This is a genomic window from Listeria monocytogenes ATCC 19117, assembly GCF_000307025.1.
In the GTDB taxonomy this organism is placed as follows: Bacteria; Bacillota; Bacilli; order Lactobacillales; family Listeriaceae; genus Listeria; species Listeria monocytogenes_B.
Genome location: NC_018584.1, coordinates 708,262 through 722,354 on the forward strand (window position 1 = coordinate 708,262; position 14,093 = coordinate 722,354).

A 14,093-nucleotide genomic window follows, 5' to 3' on the forward strand; every position below is an offset into this window, starting at 1 on the left:
CGCGTGTCTAGTGCAAATCATGAAAGATGATTCTGATATATTTGGGTAATAGGTTCTACTTTAGGAAAGAATGATTAGTTTTTGTATTTTTTCTCACAATCCTATTGACCTTTAAAGTGTAAAAGGATATCCTTTTAGAAGACTGTAAAAAGGTAGGAGACAAAATGAATTCATTATTTAGAAGAAAACCGATAGAAGATTTAATGCATAATAAAAGTGGTAGCACGCATTTAAAGCAAACGCTCGGACCACTTGATTTAACTTTACTTGGAGTCGGAGCGATTGTTGGAACGGGGATTTTTATTTTACCAGGAACAGTCGCAGCGAAAAATGCGGGACCAGCGATTATTTTCTCTTTTGTGATTGCGGCGATTGTTTGTGCGATTGCAGCAATGTGTTACTCAGAGTTTGCGTCTAGTGTTCCGGTTGCAGGGAGCGCCTATACGTATGGTTATGTTGTTTTTGGTGAGTTAATTGGATGGTTGCTTGGTTGGGCACTTATTTTAGAATACGGGCTTGCAGTGGCTTCTGTTGCGAGTGGGTGGTCTTCTTATTTAAATGCGTTACTTTCAGGCTTTCATATTTCCATCCCAGAAGCAATCTCTGGGCCTTTTAATCCAGAAGTAGGTACATTTATTAATTTACCGGCGATTATTATTGTTCTTGTGATTGCCTTTTTATTGACGCTTGGGATAAAAGAATCAACGCGCGTGAATACCATTATGGTAGCTATTAAAGTTGGTGTTATTTTACTTTTCTTAGTTGTTGGTGTATTTTATGTCAAACCGGATAATTGGCAACCGTTTATGCCATTTGGAATTAGTGGCGTTATGAATGGTGCGGCGCTAGTTTTCTTTGCTTATTTAGGTTTTGATGCCGTTTCGTCTGCAGCTGAAGAAGTGAAAGATCCGCAACGGACAATGCCGATTGGGATTATAGGCTCGCTACTTATTTGTACGGTGTTATATGTTGCTGTATCCGCTGTTTTAACTGGAATGGTGCCGTACACAGATTTAAACGTAACAGATCCAGTGGCTTATGCTTTGCAAGTGATTAACCAAGATTGGGTAGCTGGCATTGTATCACTTGGCGCGGTTGTTGGGATGATTACAGTAATTTTAGTAATGAGTTACGGGGCGACTAGACTGATTTTTGCGATGGGACGTGATGGTTTATTACCAAAAGTACTTGCAGAAATTAATCAAAAATATCAAACACCTGTTAAAAACACCTGGATTTTTGCAGTGATAGTCGCGATTATTAGTGGGCTTGTACCATTAGATCGATTGGCTGAGTTGGTTAATATTGGAACACTCTTGGCGTTTATGATGGTGTCTATCGGGATTATCTTTTTACGTAAAAATAAAGATATTCAAGCGAGAGGATTTAAAGTACCATTTTATCCAGTTCTTCCAATTGTTTCGTTCTTATTATGTGCGTTTTTAATTAGCCGTCTGTCTGTTCATACGTGGATTCTTTGCGGAATTTGGTTTGTTATTGGTTTAATTGTTTACTTTGCTTATGGTAGAAAACATAGTGAATTACTTAAAAAATAATTAACTTACTTTTTGTAAGTCATTTTATTGGAATTTGAACGCTCCTTATGTTGTAATGAATGTATTACAATAAAAGGAGCGTTTTTTACATGGCAGAAATTAGTGAAGAATTACGACTTGGCGAAGTTGTATTGAATGTTGGACATTTAAAAGAGATGGCAGGTTTTTATCAAGAAGTAATTGGTTTGAAGTTATTAGAGGAAAATGAGCGAATGGTTCGGCTCGGCGTGAGTGGGTCTGATGAAGCTTTACTTGTTCTTAAAAAGATAGATAATGCGGTTGTTCCAGAAGTGCCGCGGATTGGCTTGTTTCATACCGCCTTTCTTTTGCCAACGCGAGAAAGTTTAGCGGATGTGTTACTGCATTTGGCTAAATCAGGTTATCCGATTGATGGCGCGGGAGATCATGCTTATAGCGAGGCGCTTTATTTACATGATATTGAAGGCAATGGCATTGAAATTTATGCAGACCGTCCAAAAGCAGAATGGATGCGTGATGGCGATGGCAATTTACCGATGGTGACAGAACAAGTAGATGTGGATTCGTTGCTTCAAATTGCGACCGATGAACCATTTACAGGGATGCCAAACGGAACGATAATTGGTCATGTGCATTTACAAGTGGCAGATGCTGACAAAGCGGAACAATTTTATAAAGAGGTACTTGGAATGAACTTAACGACCGCTATTCCGTCAGCAAGGTTTTTTGCGGCTGGTGATTATCATCATCACATCGGTTCAAACGTCTGGGCAGGTCGCAACTTGGAACTTCTGCAAGAAAATGAAACGGGACTCGCTTGGTTTACAATTATTACTCCTGATAAAGATGCAATAATAACCAACTTAATAGAACAAGGATATGATGTGAAACGATTGGAAAATACTATTTCCGTGACAGATTCTAACGGAATTAAGATTCACTTCAAATAAAAAAAAACTGTTTAAGCGAAAAACGAGCTTAAACAGTTTTTTGATGCGATAATAAGGGAATGGTAGATTAGACTAATTATTTTAATGTTTACGTTGCATTGTTTTCTTGAAAAGCCAATTGCTAGATTGGAAAAGCGTTAAAGCAATTAAAACTACGCCAATTCCAAGATTTAAATACGAAAGGGCTACGGCTGCGTTATCTGGAAATGAATTTTGCACAGTGATGAAAATAATAAAGAAACCGCTGTTTGCACAAAACGCAATCCAAAACCAAGATAATCCACTAAGTTTACCAACCACAAAAGAAAGTCCTGAGATTATTGCTGCTAAAACAATTCCTGTAACTATCATAGACATAAATTCCATTTTCATCGCTCCTTTGTCATAAATGAATTATTATTAATAATAATGTAACATAAATGAAATATTTTGTAAAGAAGATACGAAGAAGGGAGATATCTAGATGATTGAATTTTTTAAGACAACAAATGAAAAAATGGAGCAAATTTCTGCTTTGGAAGATGGTTGTTGGGTAAAAGTAACTGCTCCAACAGACGACGAAATAGAAATGTTGAGTAAGGAAATGGATGTGCCCAAACCGTATATTTTGGATGCATTAGATTCTGAGGAGCGCTCTAGGATAGAATTAAAACGAGCAGAGCAAGATGTAAGACATTCACTAGTCATTGTAGATTATCCATACGAATCGGAGGATGAACTAGGCTACGCAATGTATGAAACACTTCCGATTGGGATTGTTTTAACTAGAAAACATCTTGTAACAATCACGTTGCGAGATCTGCCAATTCTAAAAGATGTGCAATCGATGAAGTTAGAAGAATATGATACAACCAATCATAAGCAATTTTTGTTAAAATTATTGTACGCTGTATCTTATTATTACCTCAAATACTTAAATCAAATCATTAAACAAACAAATAATTTAGAAATACAGATTAAACAATCGATGAAAAATGAGCAACTGTATGCTTTTATGGCAGTTCAGAAAAGTTTAGTATTTTTTGCAACGGCCCTTCAATCGAATAAAGCAATTCTCGATAAAATGGAAGATGTAGAACATTTTATGCAGCAAGAGGATAATCATGATTTGCTCAGAGATGTTATTATTGAAAATAAGCAAGCAATTGCAATGACGGATACATATACCCAAATAATTAGCGGGATGTCGGATGTATTTTCTTCGGTTATTTCGAACAATTTAAATATCGTGATGAAATTTTTAACATCATTTACCATTATTTTGTCATTACCCACGATTGTGGCTAGTATTTATGGGATGAATATTAAGCTACCATTCATGCATAATGAGCACGCATTTGCATTAATTCTTTTATTTACGCTTTTAATTACAACGGGAGTAACTGTCATTTTTTGGCGTAGAAAATACTTTTAATATATAGAAAACGAGGGATGAGCATGGAAAAACAAACATATGAAAAATTAGCATATTATACAATCAAAGAAAAAATTCTCAGTGGAAAGCTTCATGTAGGTCAACATATTTCAGAAGCTGGTATTGCAAAAGAATTATCTATTAGTCGAACGCCAGTCAGAAAAGCAATTGCGGTTTTAGTATCCGAAGAGTTAATCGAATACGAGCTGAACCGGGGGGCAATTGTGATTGAAAGCAGCATGAGTGCAGGACGTTTTATTGAATTATTAGAAATGGCCGAAATCCTTGTCGTACAAACGATTGAAAAATGTAAAAATAAAAATTTAACCTATAAACCAGAGCAAGGTAATGCGCTATTAGAGGAAATGCGCGAAATTCAAAAAGAAGAAGATGTGGAGGCTTATCTGTCGTTACTTAGCAAATGGTTGTTGCAATTTGTTGCGCAGTTAGCTAATAGTTATGCTGAAGATATTGTTAGGAAAATGAAGCGAGATTTCTTTAATAAAGCGCAAAAAGATATTAAAATGATTCCTGTGCTCTTGGAAGAAGAAACAATGGAAACGTTAGAACAGTTAACTTACTACATGGTAGAAAAGAAACACGATTTAGCAAAAGAGGTAATACAAAAATTAGTGAATTTGTATATTATCCGTACATTTAGATAGTATTTCTAAAGGTAAATTGCTTAAAAACAGGAGGTGCTTTTGATGCGGAAAGTATACGAAATATTTATTTTAGACTGGCGCCGTCTCTTTAAAGCGCCTTTAGCTTTATTATTAGTAATTGCATTAATTATTTTGCCATCATTATATGCTTGGTTTAATATTGAAGCACTTTGGGATCCGTATTCCAACACTTCGGGGATCAAAGTGGCAGTTTCGATTGATGATGAAGGCGCGGAAATAGACGTACCTGGGAAAAAGCCGCAACAAGTGAACGTCGGGGACCAGCTCAAGAAAACGTTAGAAAAAAATAAAAAACTCGGTTGGACTTTTGTAAGTGAGGATGAAGCGAAAAAAGGCGTGAAAAGTGGGAAATACTACGCGTCTATTCATATTCCAAAAGATTTTTCAGAAGATATGGTTTCGGTCGTAAATGATAATGTTACCAAACCGACAATCGATTATTCCGTCAATGAAAAAATCAACGCTATCGCGCCAAAAATGACCGAGAGTGGCGCAACGACGATTGTAAATCAAATTAGTTCTGAGTTTGTCGGCACAGTTAGTAAAGCCGTTTTGGAAGAGTTTAATAAAGCGGGGATTGATCTTGAAAATGAATTGCCAACAATTCGTCGCCTAAAAACCAAGGTATTCCAAGTGCAGGATGCTTTACCAGAACTGAAAAAAATGGGAGCAGAAGCGGTCAAAATAGAAGCCAAACTACCCGAACTAAAAGCCAAAGCAAACCAAGTTGTCGAGCTAAATGAAAAAATTCCTGAACTAAATAAAGCAACAGAAAACGTCTTATTAGTGGAACAACAACTACCAAAAATTGACCAACTCGGGCAAGATATTTTAGTGCTCCAAAAGAAAATCCCGGAAATCAAACAAATCGCCGAATCGGTAAAAGAAGTAGATGAAAACTTCGGAACGATTAAGAAAACGGTCAATGACGCAGTGAATGAATCGGGCAAAGCGCTTGATGTGATTGATACAGCAATGGCGGCAATTCCAACGGTAGAAAAAATTGCTCAAAATGGCAGCGGCTATGTGGATAAAGTATCTGATTTTGCGGATGAAATCAATAAGTCCTTTGATACGTTAGCGCCTGCTATTAAACAAAACTTAACGCTAATGAAGCAAATGGCGGACAACATCTATCAAGTGACAGAAGCAATCAAGAATGGCTCAATCACGCCAGAACAAGCTATTACGGAATTGAAAAAAATGGAGCAAGATATTGATTCCTTGCAGCAAATGATTACGAAACAAACAGCGACATTAGAAAGTTTAAATGAAACATTGCCGAATAAGCCATTTACTGATTTAATTGCGAATTTAAAAACGATTAATAGCCAGTTAGGCGCGCAAAAAGAAACGATTACAAAAGTACGCACAGAACTTGAAGATGGCGCGCAACCTTCCGAGGAACTTTTAAATCAACTGAATGAACAAGCGAAAAAAGTTAGCGCGAAGTTAGACCAAATTTTAGCGAACTATGATTCTGAAATCGTTCCAGCAATTAAAGTCGGCTTAAATCAAATTCAAGGGGACTTGAAAGATAGTCAGAAACTACTAGAAACCCTACAAGCGAAAATCCCAGAAATTACGCAGGTTTTAAAAGATTCGAGGGAAACACTACAAACCGGTCAAACATACTTAAAAGAATTCCAAGAACGCTTACCAGAAATTCAAAAAACGTTAGATGAAGCGACAAAAGTAATCAACACCAAGCTCGACACGATTATCGCAGGCATTAACGAAGCAGCCAACTTTTACCAAAACGATTATCCGAATGTAAAAGCGAACATAAAAAAAGCGGCCAACTTCATTCGTGATGATTTACCAGGGCTTGAAAAAGAAATAAATCAAGCCTCCAATCTCATCCAAGAAAAAATGCCGGAATTCGAAAAAGCGATTAAAATTGCGGCCGATCTTTCGAGGGAAGAATTGCCGGAATTCGAAAAAGCCATTAATAATGCAGCGAATAAAATTACCGATTTCGATAAAAATTACGATTTGCAAAGCATTATTAAGATGCTCAGAAATGACGCAGATAAAGATAGTTCATTTATTGCCAATCCAGTTAAGTTAAAAGAAACAAGCTACTATCCAATTCCAAATTATGGTTCGGCAAGTTCGCCATTTTATACAGCTCTTTGTTTATGGGTCGGTGCGCTCTTGTTGATTTCGTTATTACGTGTGGATGTAGAAGTGCCGGCAGGAATTTTCAGCCATTATCACCGATATTTTGGCCGATTGCTGACCTTCCTATCTATCGGATTAATGCAGGCGCTTATCGTGACGCTCGGGAATATTTTCTTGCTCGGGGTATCCATCGCAGAACCATTACTACATGTACTATTCAGCATGTTTATCAGCGTGGTGTTCATGACAATTGTCTACACGCTCGTATCGCTATTTAATAATGTTGGAAAAGGGATTGCGATTATCCTGTTAGTTTTACAAATTTCAGGAGCAGGCGGGAACTTTCCAATTCAAGTTTCGCCACCATTTTTCCAAGCTATTTATCCTTTCTTGCCATTCACTTATGCCGTTAGTTTAATTCGGGAAAGTGTTGGGGGGCTTTATATGCCAACGGTTTGGATCGATATGAGTGTTCTTGCCGGATTTGCCATTCTCTTTATCACGCTAGGCATTTTACTCAAAAAACCACTAGACAAAGTAGTACCCAAGCTATCAGAAAAAGCAAAACGAAGCAAGCTCATCCATTAATATTTTTTCTGTGATATAATTACGAGCGTAGAGGGGGCAGACTTTGTGGCAAACAAATTTAAAACATTAGATAAGATGGTGTATAATCTACTTCTTGAAAAAATCAAAAACGGCGAGTTAGTGGCGAATGAACATTTAGCAGAAGAAAAGTTGGCTAGGGAATTCGTTGTTAGCCGGTCGCCAATAAGAAAAGCCATTGCAACGCTTACTGCTCAAGGTATTGTTAGTTATCACGAAAATAGCGGTGCTGTTTTAAATGATTGTATTGTTGATTCGGATCGCTATGTGCAATTGATGGAAACCATTGAAATTTTTGTTGATGCAGCAATTGCGAAAGCAGCTCATTTCGGTTATGAAATGGATTTGGAGAAATTGTATGCTCGTATGCAAGAGATGGAGCGCCTTTCGTATCTAACTGACATAGAAAATTATTATGATGCACATCATCGCTTTATTCTTTGTTTAATCAGTTTTGCGGAAAATCCCTATCAAGTCCGTATCGTCAAGCAAATTTTCTTCCAAATGATTCATTTTTCAGATGGAATTAATATGTTTAAATCCGTCGAAATTAGAGAATGGACTAACAAGAAAAGTAACCAAATTTGTGAGTTGCTCGCAGAAGAGGAAACTGAATTAGCCAGGAAAACAATTAAGTCTATGTTTGCGGAATTAACGATTCAAGCCTACAGATAAAAAGAGCTGTCACTTTTGTGACAGCTCTTTTTGATATAAATAAAAACCGTTTTTCTTACCAGAAAATTGAAAACCATAGCGGACATACATTTGATTGAGCGTCTCATTGCTTTCGATGCAATCTAACCGAATGAAAGGAACGGACATTTCGATACCTAATTTTTCCGCAAAATAAATCATTTGTTTACTTAATGAAATTCCGGAAAATGCTCGAGAAACCATAATCCGGTGTAAATAATATGCTTTATCAATTGCCAAATCTTCCCATAAATCCGTATCCCAATCACTTGGCGTTTTTCGAATAATCATTGCGCCCGCAAGTGCACCCGCTTCCGTTTCAAAAAGGGCAACTTCACCAAGTTCAATACGTTGTTCGATATTATGGACATCAAAACCATGCAAAATATCGCTCCACTGGGTTGACCCCGACTCTTTTAACCAGCGAGCTGTATCTATCATTAAGTCATTTATTTTCAGACGGTCCGTTGGCGCAGCAAAGCGGACTAGAAATTCCAGTCCGCCAGCCGTAATTTTATTTTGGTTCATTGTTATCTTTTGGAGCTTCCGGTGTTTCGGGTGCCTCAGGAGTTTCAGGAACTTCCGGCGTTTCTGGTGTTTCAGGAGCCTCAGGAGCTTCTGGTACTACAGGCGTTTCGGGTTCTTTTGTTGCCTCTGGTCCGAAGCCTTCTGGATGTGTATCTTCAGCAAATGGATCAGCTTCTGTTGTTCCAAATGGATTTACTTCTTCTTCCACGATGACCGTTTCTTCTGTAAAAGTGCCTTCTGTTGCTGCGTATAAATCATCGTAGAACACAGCGATAGAAGTGATTAGATAAGGATAAACATAAAGCGAAATACCAAGAGTAATTAACCACGATGCTAAGATTAACACGAGTCCACCAAACGTAGCACCGGCAGCAAGAGCTGAAAGTACTTCAGCAGGATCAGCTGTATAAGATGTAGTAGCCATTCCGCCAGCAACGATAACCGTACCTGCAATCGCAACAGCAAGAGGAATTAAATACCATAAAAGGAATGTAAGAGATAGTCCAAAAAGTCTACCTTTGTGTCCATTCATCATGTGGCGGCTTTCTGTAATAGCATCTAGCGCAGAAATATTTGGGTTATCTCGTAAGATAAAGAATGTTTGTGAATAAGAGTAAGTTTTAATAATTCCTGGTACGATTAAGAGTAAGCTCCATAAGAATGTGAAAATAGAGATTAGTAAGTAAGCTAAGACCGTACGTCCAAATTGTTTAAAACCACTAAACATATAAGCAACATCTGGTTGTTCACGGCGGCTAATTGCTAGGTACACCCAAGCAACCCCAGTATAAAGTGGTCCAGTTAGTAGGAATATTGCAATCCAACCAATGACTGGGATCCAACCAATTAATCCTCCACCAACAGTTTCGATTAGCCAAGCAAGTACAAATATTCCAATGGCAATTCCCCAGTTGCCACGAAGCGACTCTTTTGCTGTCTGTTTTACTTGTGAAATAGTCATCATAGTAAAAACTCCTTTTTCATTTATTTTTAAGTATAATAGCAAAAATACCTACCTTTAAAATAGCACATTTTCTAGGACTAATACAGTAATAAGAAGTGTTACAAAAAAATGCTAAAAAAAGGATTATATTTCTATTTAATGGGGAAAAGTAAAATTGTGTAGTATGATTAATTTGGAGGTGGCGCGTATGGCCCATGAGAATTTAAGAGAACTAGAAGATCAATTGATTGAATTGCGACAAACATATCAAGAGGTAATCAGTGAAACACGAGAGTTTGAAGACCCACAACTCCAAAATGGACCAATCAATGCAGCGGAGGTTAGATTAAGTGCATTACGTCACGAAATTGCCGAAGTAGAGAAGAAAATCAAAAAAGCAGAAAGCAAAACCGAATAAGAAAAAAGCGTCCATTTGTTTATTTTGCAGAGGGGCGTTTCTTTTACGTAGATCTGGAGGTATAAGCATGAAGCCAATTTTTGCTGTAGGAGATGTACACGGAGAGATTACGCTTTTAGATGAATTACTCGAAAACTGGGATAAAGAGCAAGAACGGCTTTTGTTTGTAGGGGATTTGATTGACCGCGGCGAAAACCCAGCTGCAGTACTTAGAAGAGTGAAAGCATTAGCCGACCAAACGGGAGCGATTGTCTTAAAAGGAAATCACGAACAAATGTTACTAGATTTTCTCGAAAACCCTTCTGGGAAAATGCATTATTATTTAAGTCAAGGCGGTATGGAAACAATTCAATCCTTAATCGCGGACTCGCTTGACAAAAAAATGACGCCGGAGGGACTTGCGGAACGAGTAAAAGAAGAAGCTGCTGAACTCATTGATTTCATCCGGAACTTGCCACTCTATTATGAAGAAGGCAAATATGTATTTGTACATGCAGGCGTAGATTTGACGAAAAAAGATTGGCACGATACCGAGGAGCGTGATTTTTTCTGGATTCGCGAACCTTTCTTATTTGGACAGAATAAAACCGGGAAAGTCTTTATTTTCGGGCATACCCCGGTACAAAATTTACATATTGATGAAAGTTCTGGTATTTGGGTTTCGGAAGATAAAACGAGGCTCGATATAGATGGTGGCGCGGTTTTTGGCGGAGAACTTCACGGGGTTGTCGTGGAAGAAAAAGTCATCACGAAAAGTTTTTCTGTAAAAAAATAAGCATCGAATGGGCTCTTTTGAAGCGCTCATTCGATGCTTTTTTGTTTAATAATACGGTGCCATAAATAAGTAAACGAGTACGCCAGTTAAGCTGACATAAAGCCAAATTGGCATGGTCCAGCGAACAATTTTTTTGTGTTTCTCAATTTGCATTGTCCAGCCCCAAACAAGTGCAAATAGCGCTAGTGGAACCACGATTGCTGCTAAGAAACTATGTGTAATTAAAATGAAGAAGTAGATAGGACGGATAATTCCAGTTCCGCCAAATGTAGAAGTTTCTGCTGAAAGATAATGGAATGTTAAGTAAGTTACTAAGAAGAATAATGTAGATGTAAATGCTGCTAAAATGAAGCCACGGTGCATTTTAATGTTTTTCTTTTTTATAATCGCCCAAAGTGCAATAACTAAAAATACAAAGGTAAAACTATTAAAGATGGCGTTCATTCGCGGGAAGATAGTAATGTCGAAATGCACTGCTCCTTGATACCCGATTGGTGAGAAGAAGAGTAGTAAAATAACCACAACCGCGACAAATGAAATAATCATTATCGGCCAAAAATAGTTTTTTTCTGATGTCGGTTTTGTGAGTTTTTCTTTATTTTGTTCCATGAAAAAAATAGCCCCCTAAATATAAAAATTGCTGTACTTCTTTCATTATACATGACGAACATATCGGATGCGAAAGATTGAGCTTTTGAGTTATAATGGGTGGGGAAAGGGTGTTTCTAATGTCGATTATTGCACGAGAACTAACGAAAGCGGAAGAAGCTGAAATTATCCGTTTAAAAGAAGAAGGCGAAATGATGCTCCAAACAGACGGAACTCCAGAAGAACGCATCGAGAAAATTGCTGAGTACTTAAAACAAACCTCGCCAGACACTGATTTAGCAGAAGAGCTTGGTTATATTTTAGGCTCTTTGTACGGAGAGGCAGTGCGTGAAAAGTATGAGTGGCGCTGGCTGTTTGTCTCAGAAAATGATTTAGAAGGCTACGCGATTACGTCGAAAGAGCATGGCTATACATTTATGGTGCATGATTATTTTATGCAAGTAATCGTTCAGAATAAGCCAGATAATAGCAAAATGCTATTTGAATTGATGGTTGATATGACTGGGAATCGAAATGATTTTCGGATGATTGGTTAAGGAGAATAACTGTTTTTTGATTCCTTTTTGAGGTGATGCAAGGTGAATGTAAACGAACAAAAAGTGTTAGTTTTAAATAATTTAGTGGAGCATTATGGTTATCAAGATTGGTGGGAAGCGGATAATCGTCTGGCTGATTGGCTTTCTATGATATTAATCCAGCGTACGACAGAGAAAAATGCCAAACAAGCATTAGCGAATCTTGCACCATATTTAGATTTAGATAGCTTAATTGAAATGGATAAAGCGAAATTGGAAGAATTAATCTATCCAGCGGGTTTTTATAAACAAAAAAGTATCTATATTAAAGCACTTGCTGAGTGGTTCTATGGTCACGGAGCTAGTTTAGATAAGTTTCAGACGTATTCAACGGAAGCTTTACGAAAAGAGTTGTTAGGCATAAAGGGTGTCGGGGAAGAAACGGCGGATGCAATGTTGCTGTATATTTTTGAGCGGAATGTGTTTATTGCTGACTTATATGCCAGACGACTATTTACTAGGTTGGGTTTTGGTGAATATACAACTTATGCACAAATGCGCGATGAATTTATGCCAATAATAGAGAATATTCCACATAAACTATGTAAAGAATGGCACTCAGTCATTGATGTTCACGGAAAACATTTTGGGAAAGACAAAAGTATGAATGAATCTTGGCTGCTAGAAAGCTAGCTCTTAACAATATCTATACCTTTTATTCTGATAAACTGATCCAACAAAATTTCATATAAATAAGCAATCTCTTCAAAACGGAGGTCATTCATAATTTGAATGGCTTTTTTTGCTTGGTTGTATCCTTCTTGGATATGATTATTTTGCATTTTTACTAACCCTTTTAAAAAATGGGAGATATTCCGGTAAAAGGCGCTTTCGTTATACAGACATAAAGAGTCTAATAGGATGATGAGTTTACTAGCAGAGGATAGTTGACCGCGCGAAATAAACATTTCAATCGTATTAATTAAAAGGGTACATAAAACACGTCTGGCACGGTCGTAGTTTTTATAAGAGTGAATGGCCTTAATGACCTGGTTTAAAAATTGAATTTGTAAATCTTCTTCAAAAAAGTAGATGGAGTTAGCGCAAATCTTAAGTTCTTCAAGTGTCCACGTATCAATCGAAAATAAATACTTTTGAATCGTGCATTTATCTTTAGGTGTAATCACGTCTACTGTAAATTCATGATATTTAAAGAGATGTTCGACCAATTTAATTCGCGAACGAACAAATGCTTTCCAGACCTCCACTAATTCGCCATTATGTTTAGAAAGCTCGTTATATAATAGTTCCAAACTCGCAAGATCATATATATTTCCGCGTTCTTGATTCATGCATAAATAATTTTTCTCAGCTGATACTGACAATTCTCTATGGATATAAAAGAACTCGTCCAAGTCCATATTCATCCGTTTTAAAATTTTTTCAAATAAGGTTAGTGTGATGTCGTGCTTTCCTTTTTCAAATTCGATAGCGAAGGATTTGGAAATGATATTATCGTATAAATCTTTTTGATGTATTCCTTTAGAAGTGCGAATATCTCTCACTGTTTTTCCATACCCGACCATTCAAGTTACTCCTTTTGTTTCATAATTTAGATGTGGGCTGCATCTAAGAGGTGTTGCAAGGAGTTTAACAGCCATTTTACTTTTAAATCGTAGCATAGAAAATTTGGCGGAAGAAGTCCTATTTTTAGGACTTTATGAAAAAATGTTAGGAAAACTTGATATATTAGAAATGAAATAACAGATATATTTGCATCTTTTTTTATGATATTTAACAATAGAAAGAAGGAAGTTTTATGGCTAAAGCAAAATATGACGAGAATTTCAAAAAAAGTTTGGTTGCTTTATATCGCAGAGGGAAAACGAAGCATAGTATCTGTCAGGAATTTAGTGTCCCTAATTCAACTTTTGGAAAATGGATAAAAAAATTTAATAATGATGACAATATTGAATCGAACGAAATCTTAAATATCTTGCAAGCGCAGGAACTAAAAAAACAACGGGCGCTATTAGAAGAAGAATTATCTATCTTAACAGAAGCAATTAATGTCTTTGAAAACCCGCCAATTAAAAATTGAATACTATGTTCAAAGTGAAATTATTTATATCATAGTAAAGAAAACAACCGTTCTCTATCTAAAATTAAGAGAACGGTTGTTTTTTTTAGTAAGAAATATTTTCTATTAAATGCTTTTTGACAATTTTTAGTCACATTTAGTCTGTAATCGCTTATATTAATGGACTAATTGGGAGTTCTAAGTAGATATAATGGTT

16 protein-coding genes are annotated in these 14,093 nt (G+C 36.8%); 11 read left to right on the top strand and 5 right to left on the bottom strand.

The features are described 5' to 3' along the window. Nucleotides 1-164 precede the first annotated feature (164 nt). Together LMOATCC19117_RS03450 and LMOATCC19117_RS03455 are read left to right on the top strand one after the other, a co-directional pair. A complete protein-coding gene (locus tag LMOATCC19117_RS03450) occupies nt 165-1,556 on the top strand; it encodes an amino acid permease (protein WP_003734449.1) in 1,392 nt (463 codons plus the stop codon). A gap of 89 nt (nt 1,557-1,645) precedes the next feature. Beyond that, nucleotides 1,646-2,485, top strand: coding sequence for a VOC family protein (locus LMOATCC19117_RS03455; RefSeq protein WP_003727230.1), 840 nt, complete (start codon nt 1,646-1,648; stop codon nt 2,483-2,485). A gap of 81 nt (nt 2,486-2,566) precedes the next feature. Here LMOATCC19117_RS03455 and LMOATCC19117_RS03460 read toward each other — a convergent pair whose 3' ends face one another. Further along, entirely contained in the window at nt 2,567-2,851 is a 285-nt protein-coding gene (locus LMOATCC19117_RS03460; RefSeq protein WP_003721764.1) for a hypothetical protein, read from the bottom strand. A 97-nt stretch (nt 2,852-2,948) separates the two neighbouring features. Here LMOATCC19117_RS03460 and LMOATCC19117_RS03465 point away from each other — a divergent pair, with 97 nt between their 5' ends. From LMOATCC19117_RS03465 to LMOATCC19117_RS03480, 4 genes are read left to right on the top strand one after another with little or no spacing between them, the layout of a single operon-like run. Next, complete coding sequence (locus LMOATCC19117_RS03465) at nt 2,949-3,899, top strand: magnesium transporter CorA family protein (RefSeq protein WP_003724388.1); 951 nt, start codon at nt 2,949-2,951, stop codon at nt 3,897-3,899. A gap of 23 nt (nt 3,900-3,922) precedes the next feature. Beyond that, a complete protein-coding gene (locus LMOATCC19117_RS03470; RefSeq protein WP_003724389.1) occupies nt 3,923-4,564 on the top strand; it encodes a GntR family transcriptional regulator in 642 nt (213 codons plus the stop codon). Nucleotides 4,565-4,606: 42 nt separating this feature from the next. Continuing rightward, nucleotides 4,607-7,297, top strand: coding sequence for a YhgE/Pip domain-containing protein (locus LMOATCC19117_RS03475; RefSeq protein WP_003724390.1), 2,691 nt, complete (start codon nt 4,607-4,609; stop codon nt 7,295-7,297). A 45-nt stretch (nt 7,298-7,342) separates the two neighbouring features. Then, entirely contained in the window at nt 7,343-7,990 is a 648-nt protein-coding gene (locus tag LMOATCC19117_RS03480) for a GntR family transcriptional regulator (protein WP_003734448.1), read from the top strand. Nucleotides 7,991-7,999: 9 nt separating this feature from the next. Here LMOATCC19117_RS03480 and LMOATCC19117_RS03485 read toward each other — a convergent pair whose 3' ends face one another. Together LMOATCC19117_RS03485 and LMOATCC19117_RS03490 are read right to left on the bottom strand one after the other, a co-directional pair. Then, on the bottom strand, nt 8,000-8,536 hold the full coding sequence (locus LMOATCC19117_RS03485; RefSeq protein ID WP_003734447.1) for a GNAT family N-acetyltransferase: 537 nt from the start codon (nt 8,534-8,536) through the stop codon (nt 8,000-8,002). After that, entirely contained in the window at nt 8,523-9,497 is a 975-nt protein-coding gene (locus tag LMOATCC19117_RS03490) for a DUF975 family protein (RefSeq protein ID WP_003727226.1), read from the bottom strand. Before LMOATCC19117_RS03490 ends, LMOATCC19117_RS03485 begins: the two co-directional genes overlap by 14 nt. A gap of 190 nt (nt 9,498-9,687) precedes the next feature. Between LMOATCC19117_RS03490 and LMOATCC19117_RS03495 the strand changes: the two genes are divergently transcribed. Together LMOATCC19117_RS03495 and LMOATCC19117_RS03500 are read left to right on the top strand one after the other, a co-directional pair. Next, the gene (locus LMOATCC19117_RS03495) at nt 9,688-9,897 is read left to right on the top strand and encodes an Lmo0654 family protein (RefSeq protein WP_003721771.1); all 210 of its coding nucleotides are present in this window, start codon (nt 9,688-9,690) and stop codon (nt 9,895-9,897) included. 67 nt (nt 9,898-9,964) lie between these two features. Beyond that, entirely contained in the window at nt 9,965-10,672 is a 708-nt protein-coding gene (locus LMOATCC19117_RS03500) for a metallophosphoesterase family protein (protein ID WP_003727224.1), read from the top strand. Nucleotides 10,673-10,717: 45 nt separating this feature from the next. Here the strand turns inward: LMOATCC19117_RS03500 and LMOATCC19117_RS03505 are convergent, their stop codons facing one another. Further along, nucleotides 10,718-11,281: a DUF420 domain-containing protein gene (locus LMOATCC19117_RS03505; protein ID WP_003724396.1), complete on the bottom strand. Its 564-nt coding sequence runs from the start codon at nt 11,279-11,281 to the stop codon at nt 10,718-10,720. A 119-nt stretch (nt 11,282-11,400) separates the two neighbouring features. Between LMOATCC19117_RS03505 and LMOATCC19117_RS03510 the strand changes: the two genes are divergently transcribed. Beyond that, nucleotides 11,401-11,817, top strand: coding sequence for a hypothetical protein (locus tag LMOATCC19117_RS03510; RefSeq protein WP_003734446.1), 417 nt, complete (start codon nt 11,401-11,403; stop codon nt 11,815-11,817). 42 nt (nt 11,818-11,859) lie between these two features. Then, nucleotides 11,860-12,489, top strand: a complete 630-nt coding sequence (locus LMOATCC19117_RS03515; protein ID WP_003734445.1) for an endonuclease III domain-containing protein — start codon at nt 11,860-11,862, stop codon at nt 12,487-12,489. On the opposite strand, the gene LMOATCC19117_RS03520 is transcribed toward LMOATCC19117_RS03515, so the two are convergent. Beyond that, nucleotides 12,486-13,382: an Rgg/GadR/MutR family transcriptional regulator gene (locus LMOATCC19117_RS03520; RefSeq protein WP_003727220.1), complete on the bottom strand. Its 897-nt coding sequence runs from the start codon at nt 13,380-13,382 to the stop codon at nt 12,486-12,488. The two genes, LMOATCC19117_RS03515 and LMOATCC19117_RS03520, sit on opposite strands and share 4 nt — an antisense overlap. Nucleotides 13,383-13,615: 233 nt before the next feature. Between LMOATCC19117_RS03520 and LMOATCC19117_RS03525 the strand changes: the two genes are divergently transcribed. Next, entirely contained in the window at nt 13,616-13,897 is a 282-nt protein-coding gene (locus tag LMOATCC19117_RS03525) for a helix-turn-helix domain-containing protein (RefSeq protein ID WP_003724400.1), read from the top strand. Nucleotides 13,898-14,093 lie beyond the last annotated feature (196 nt).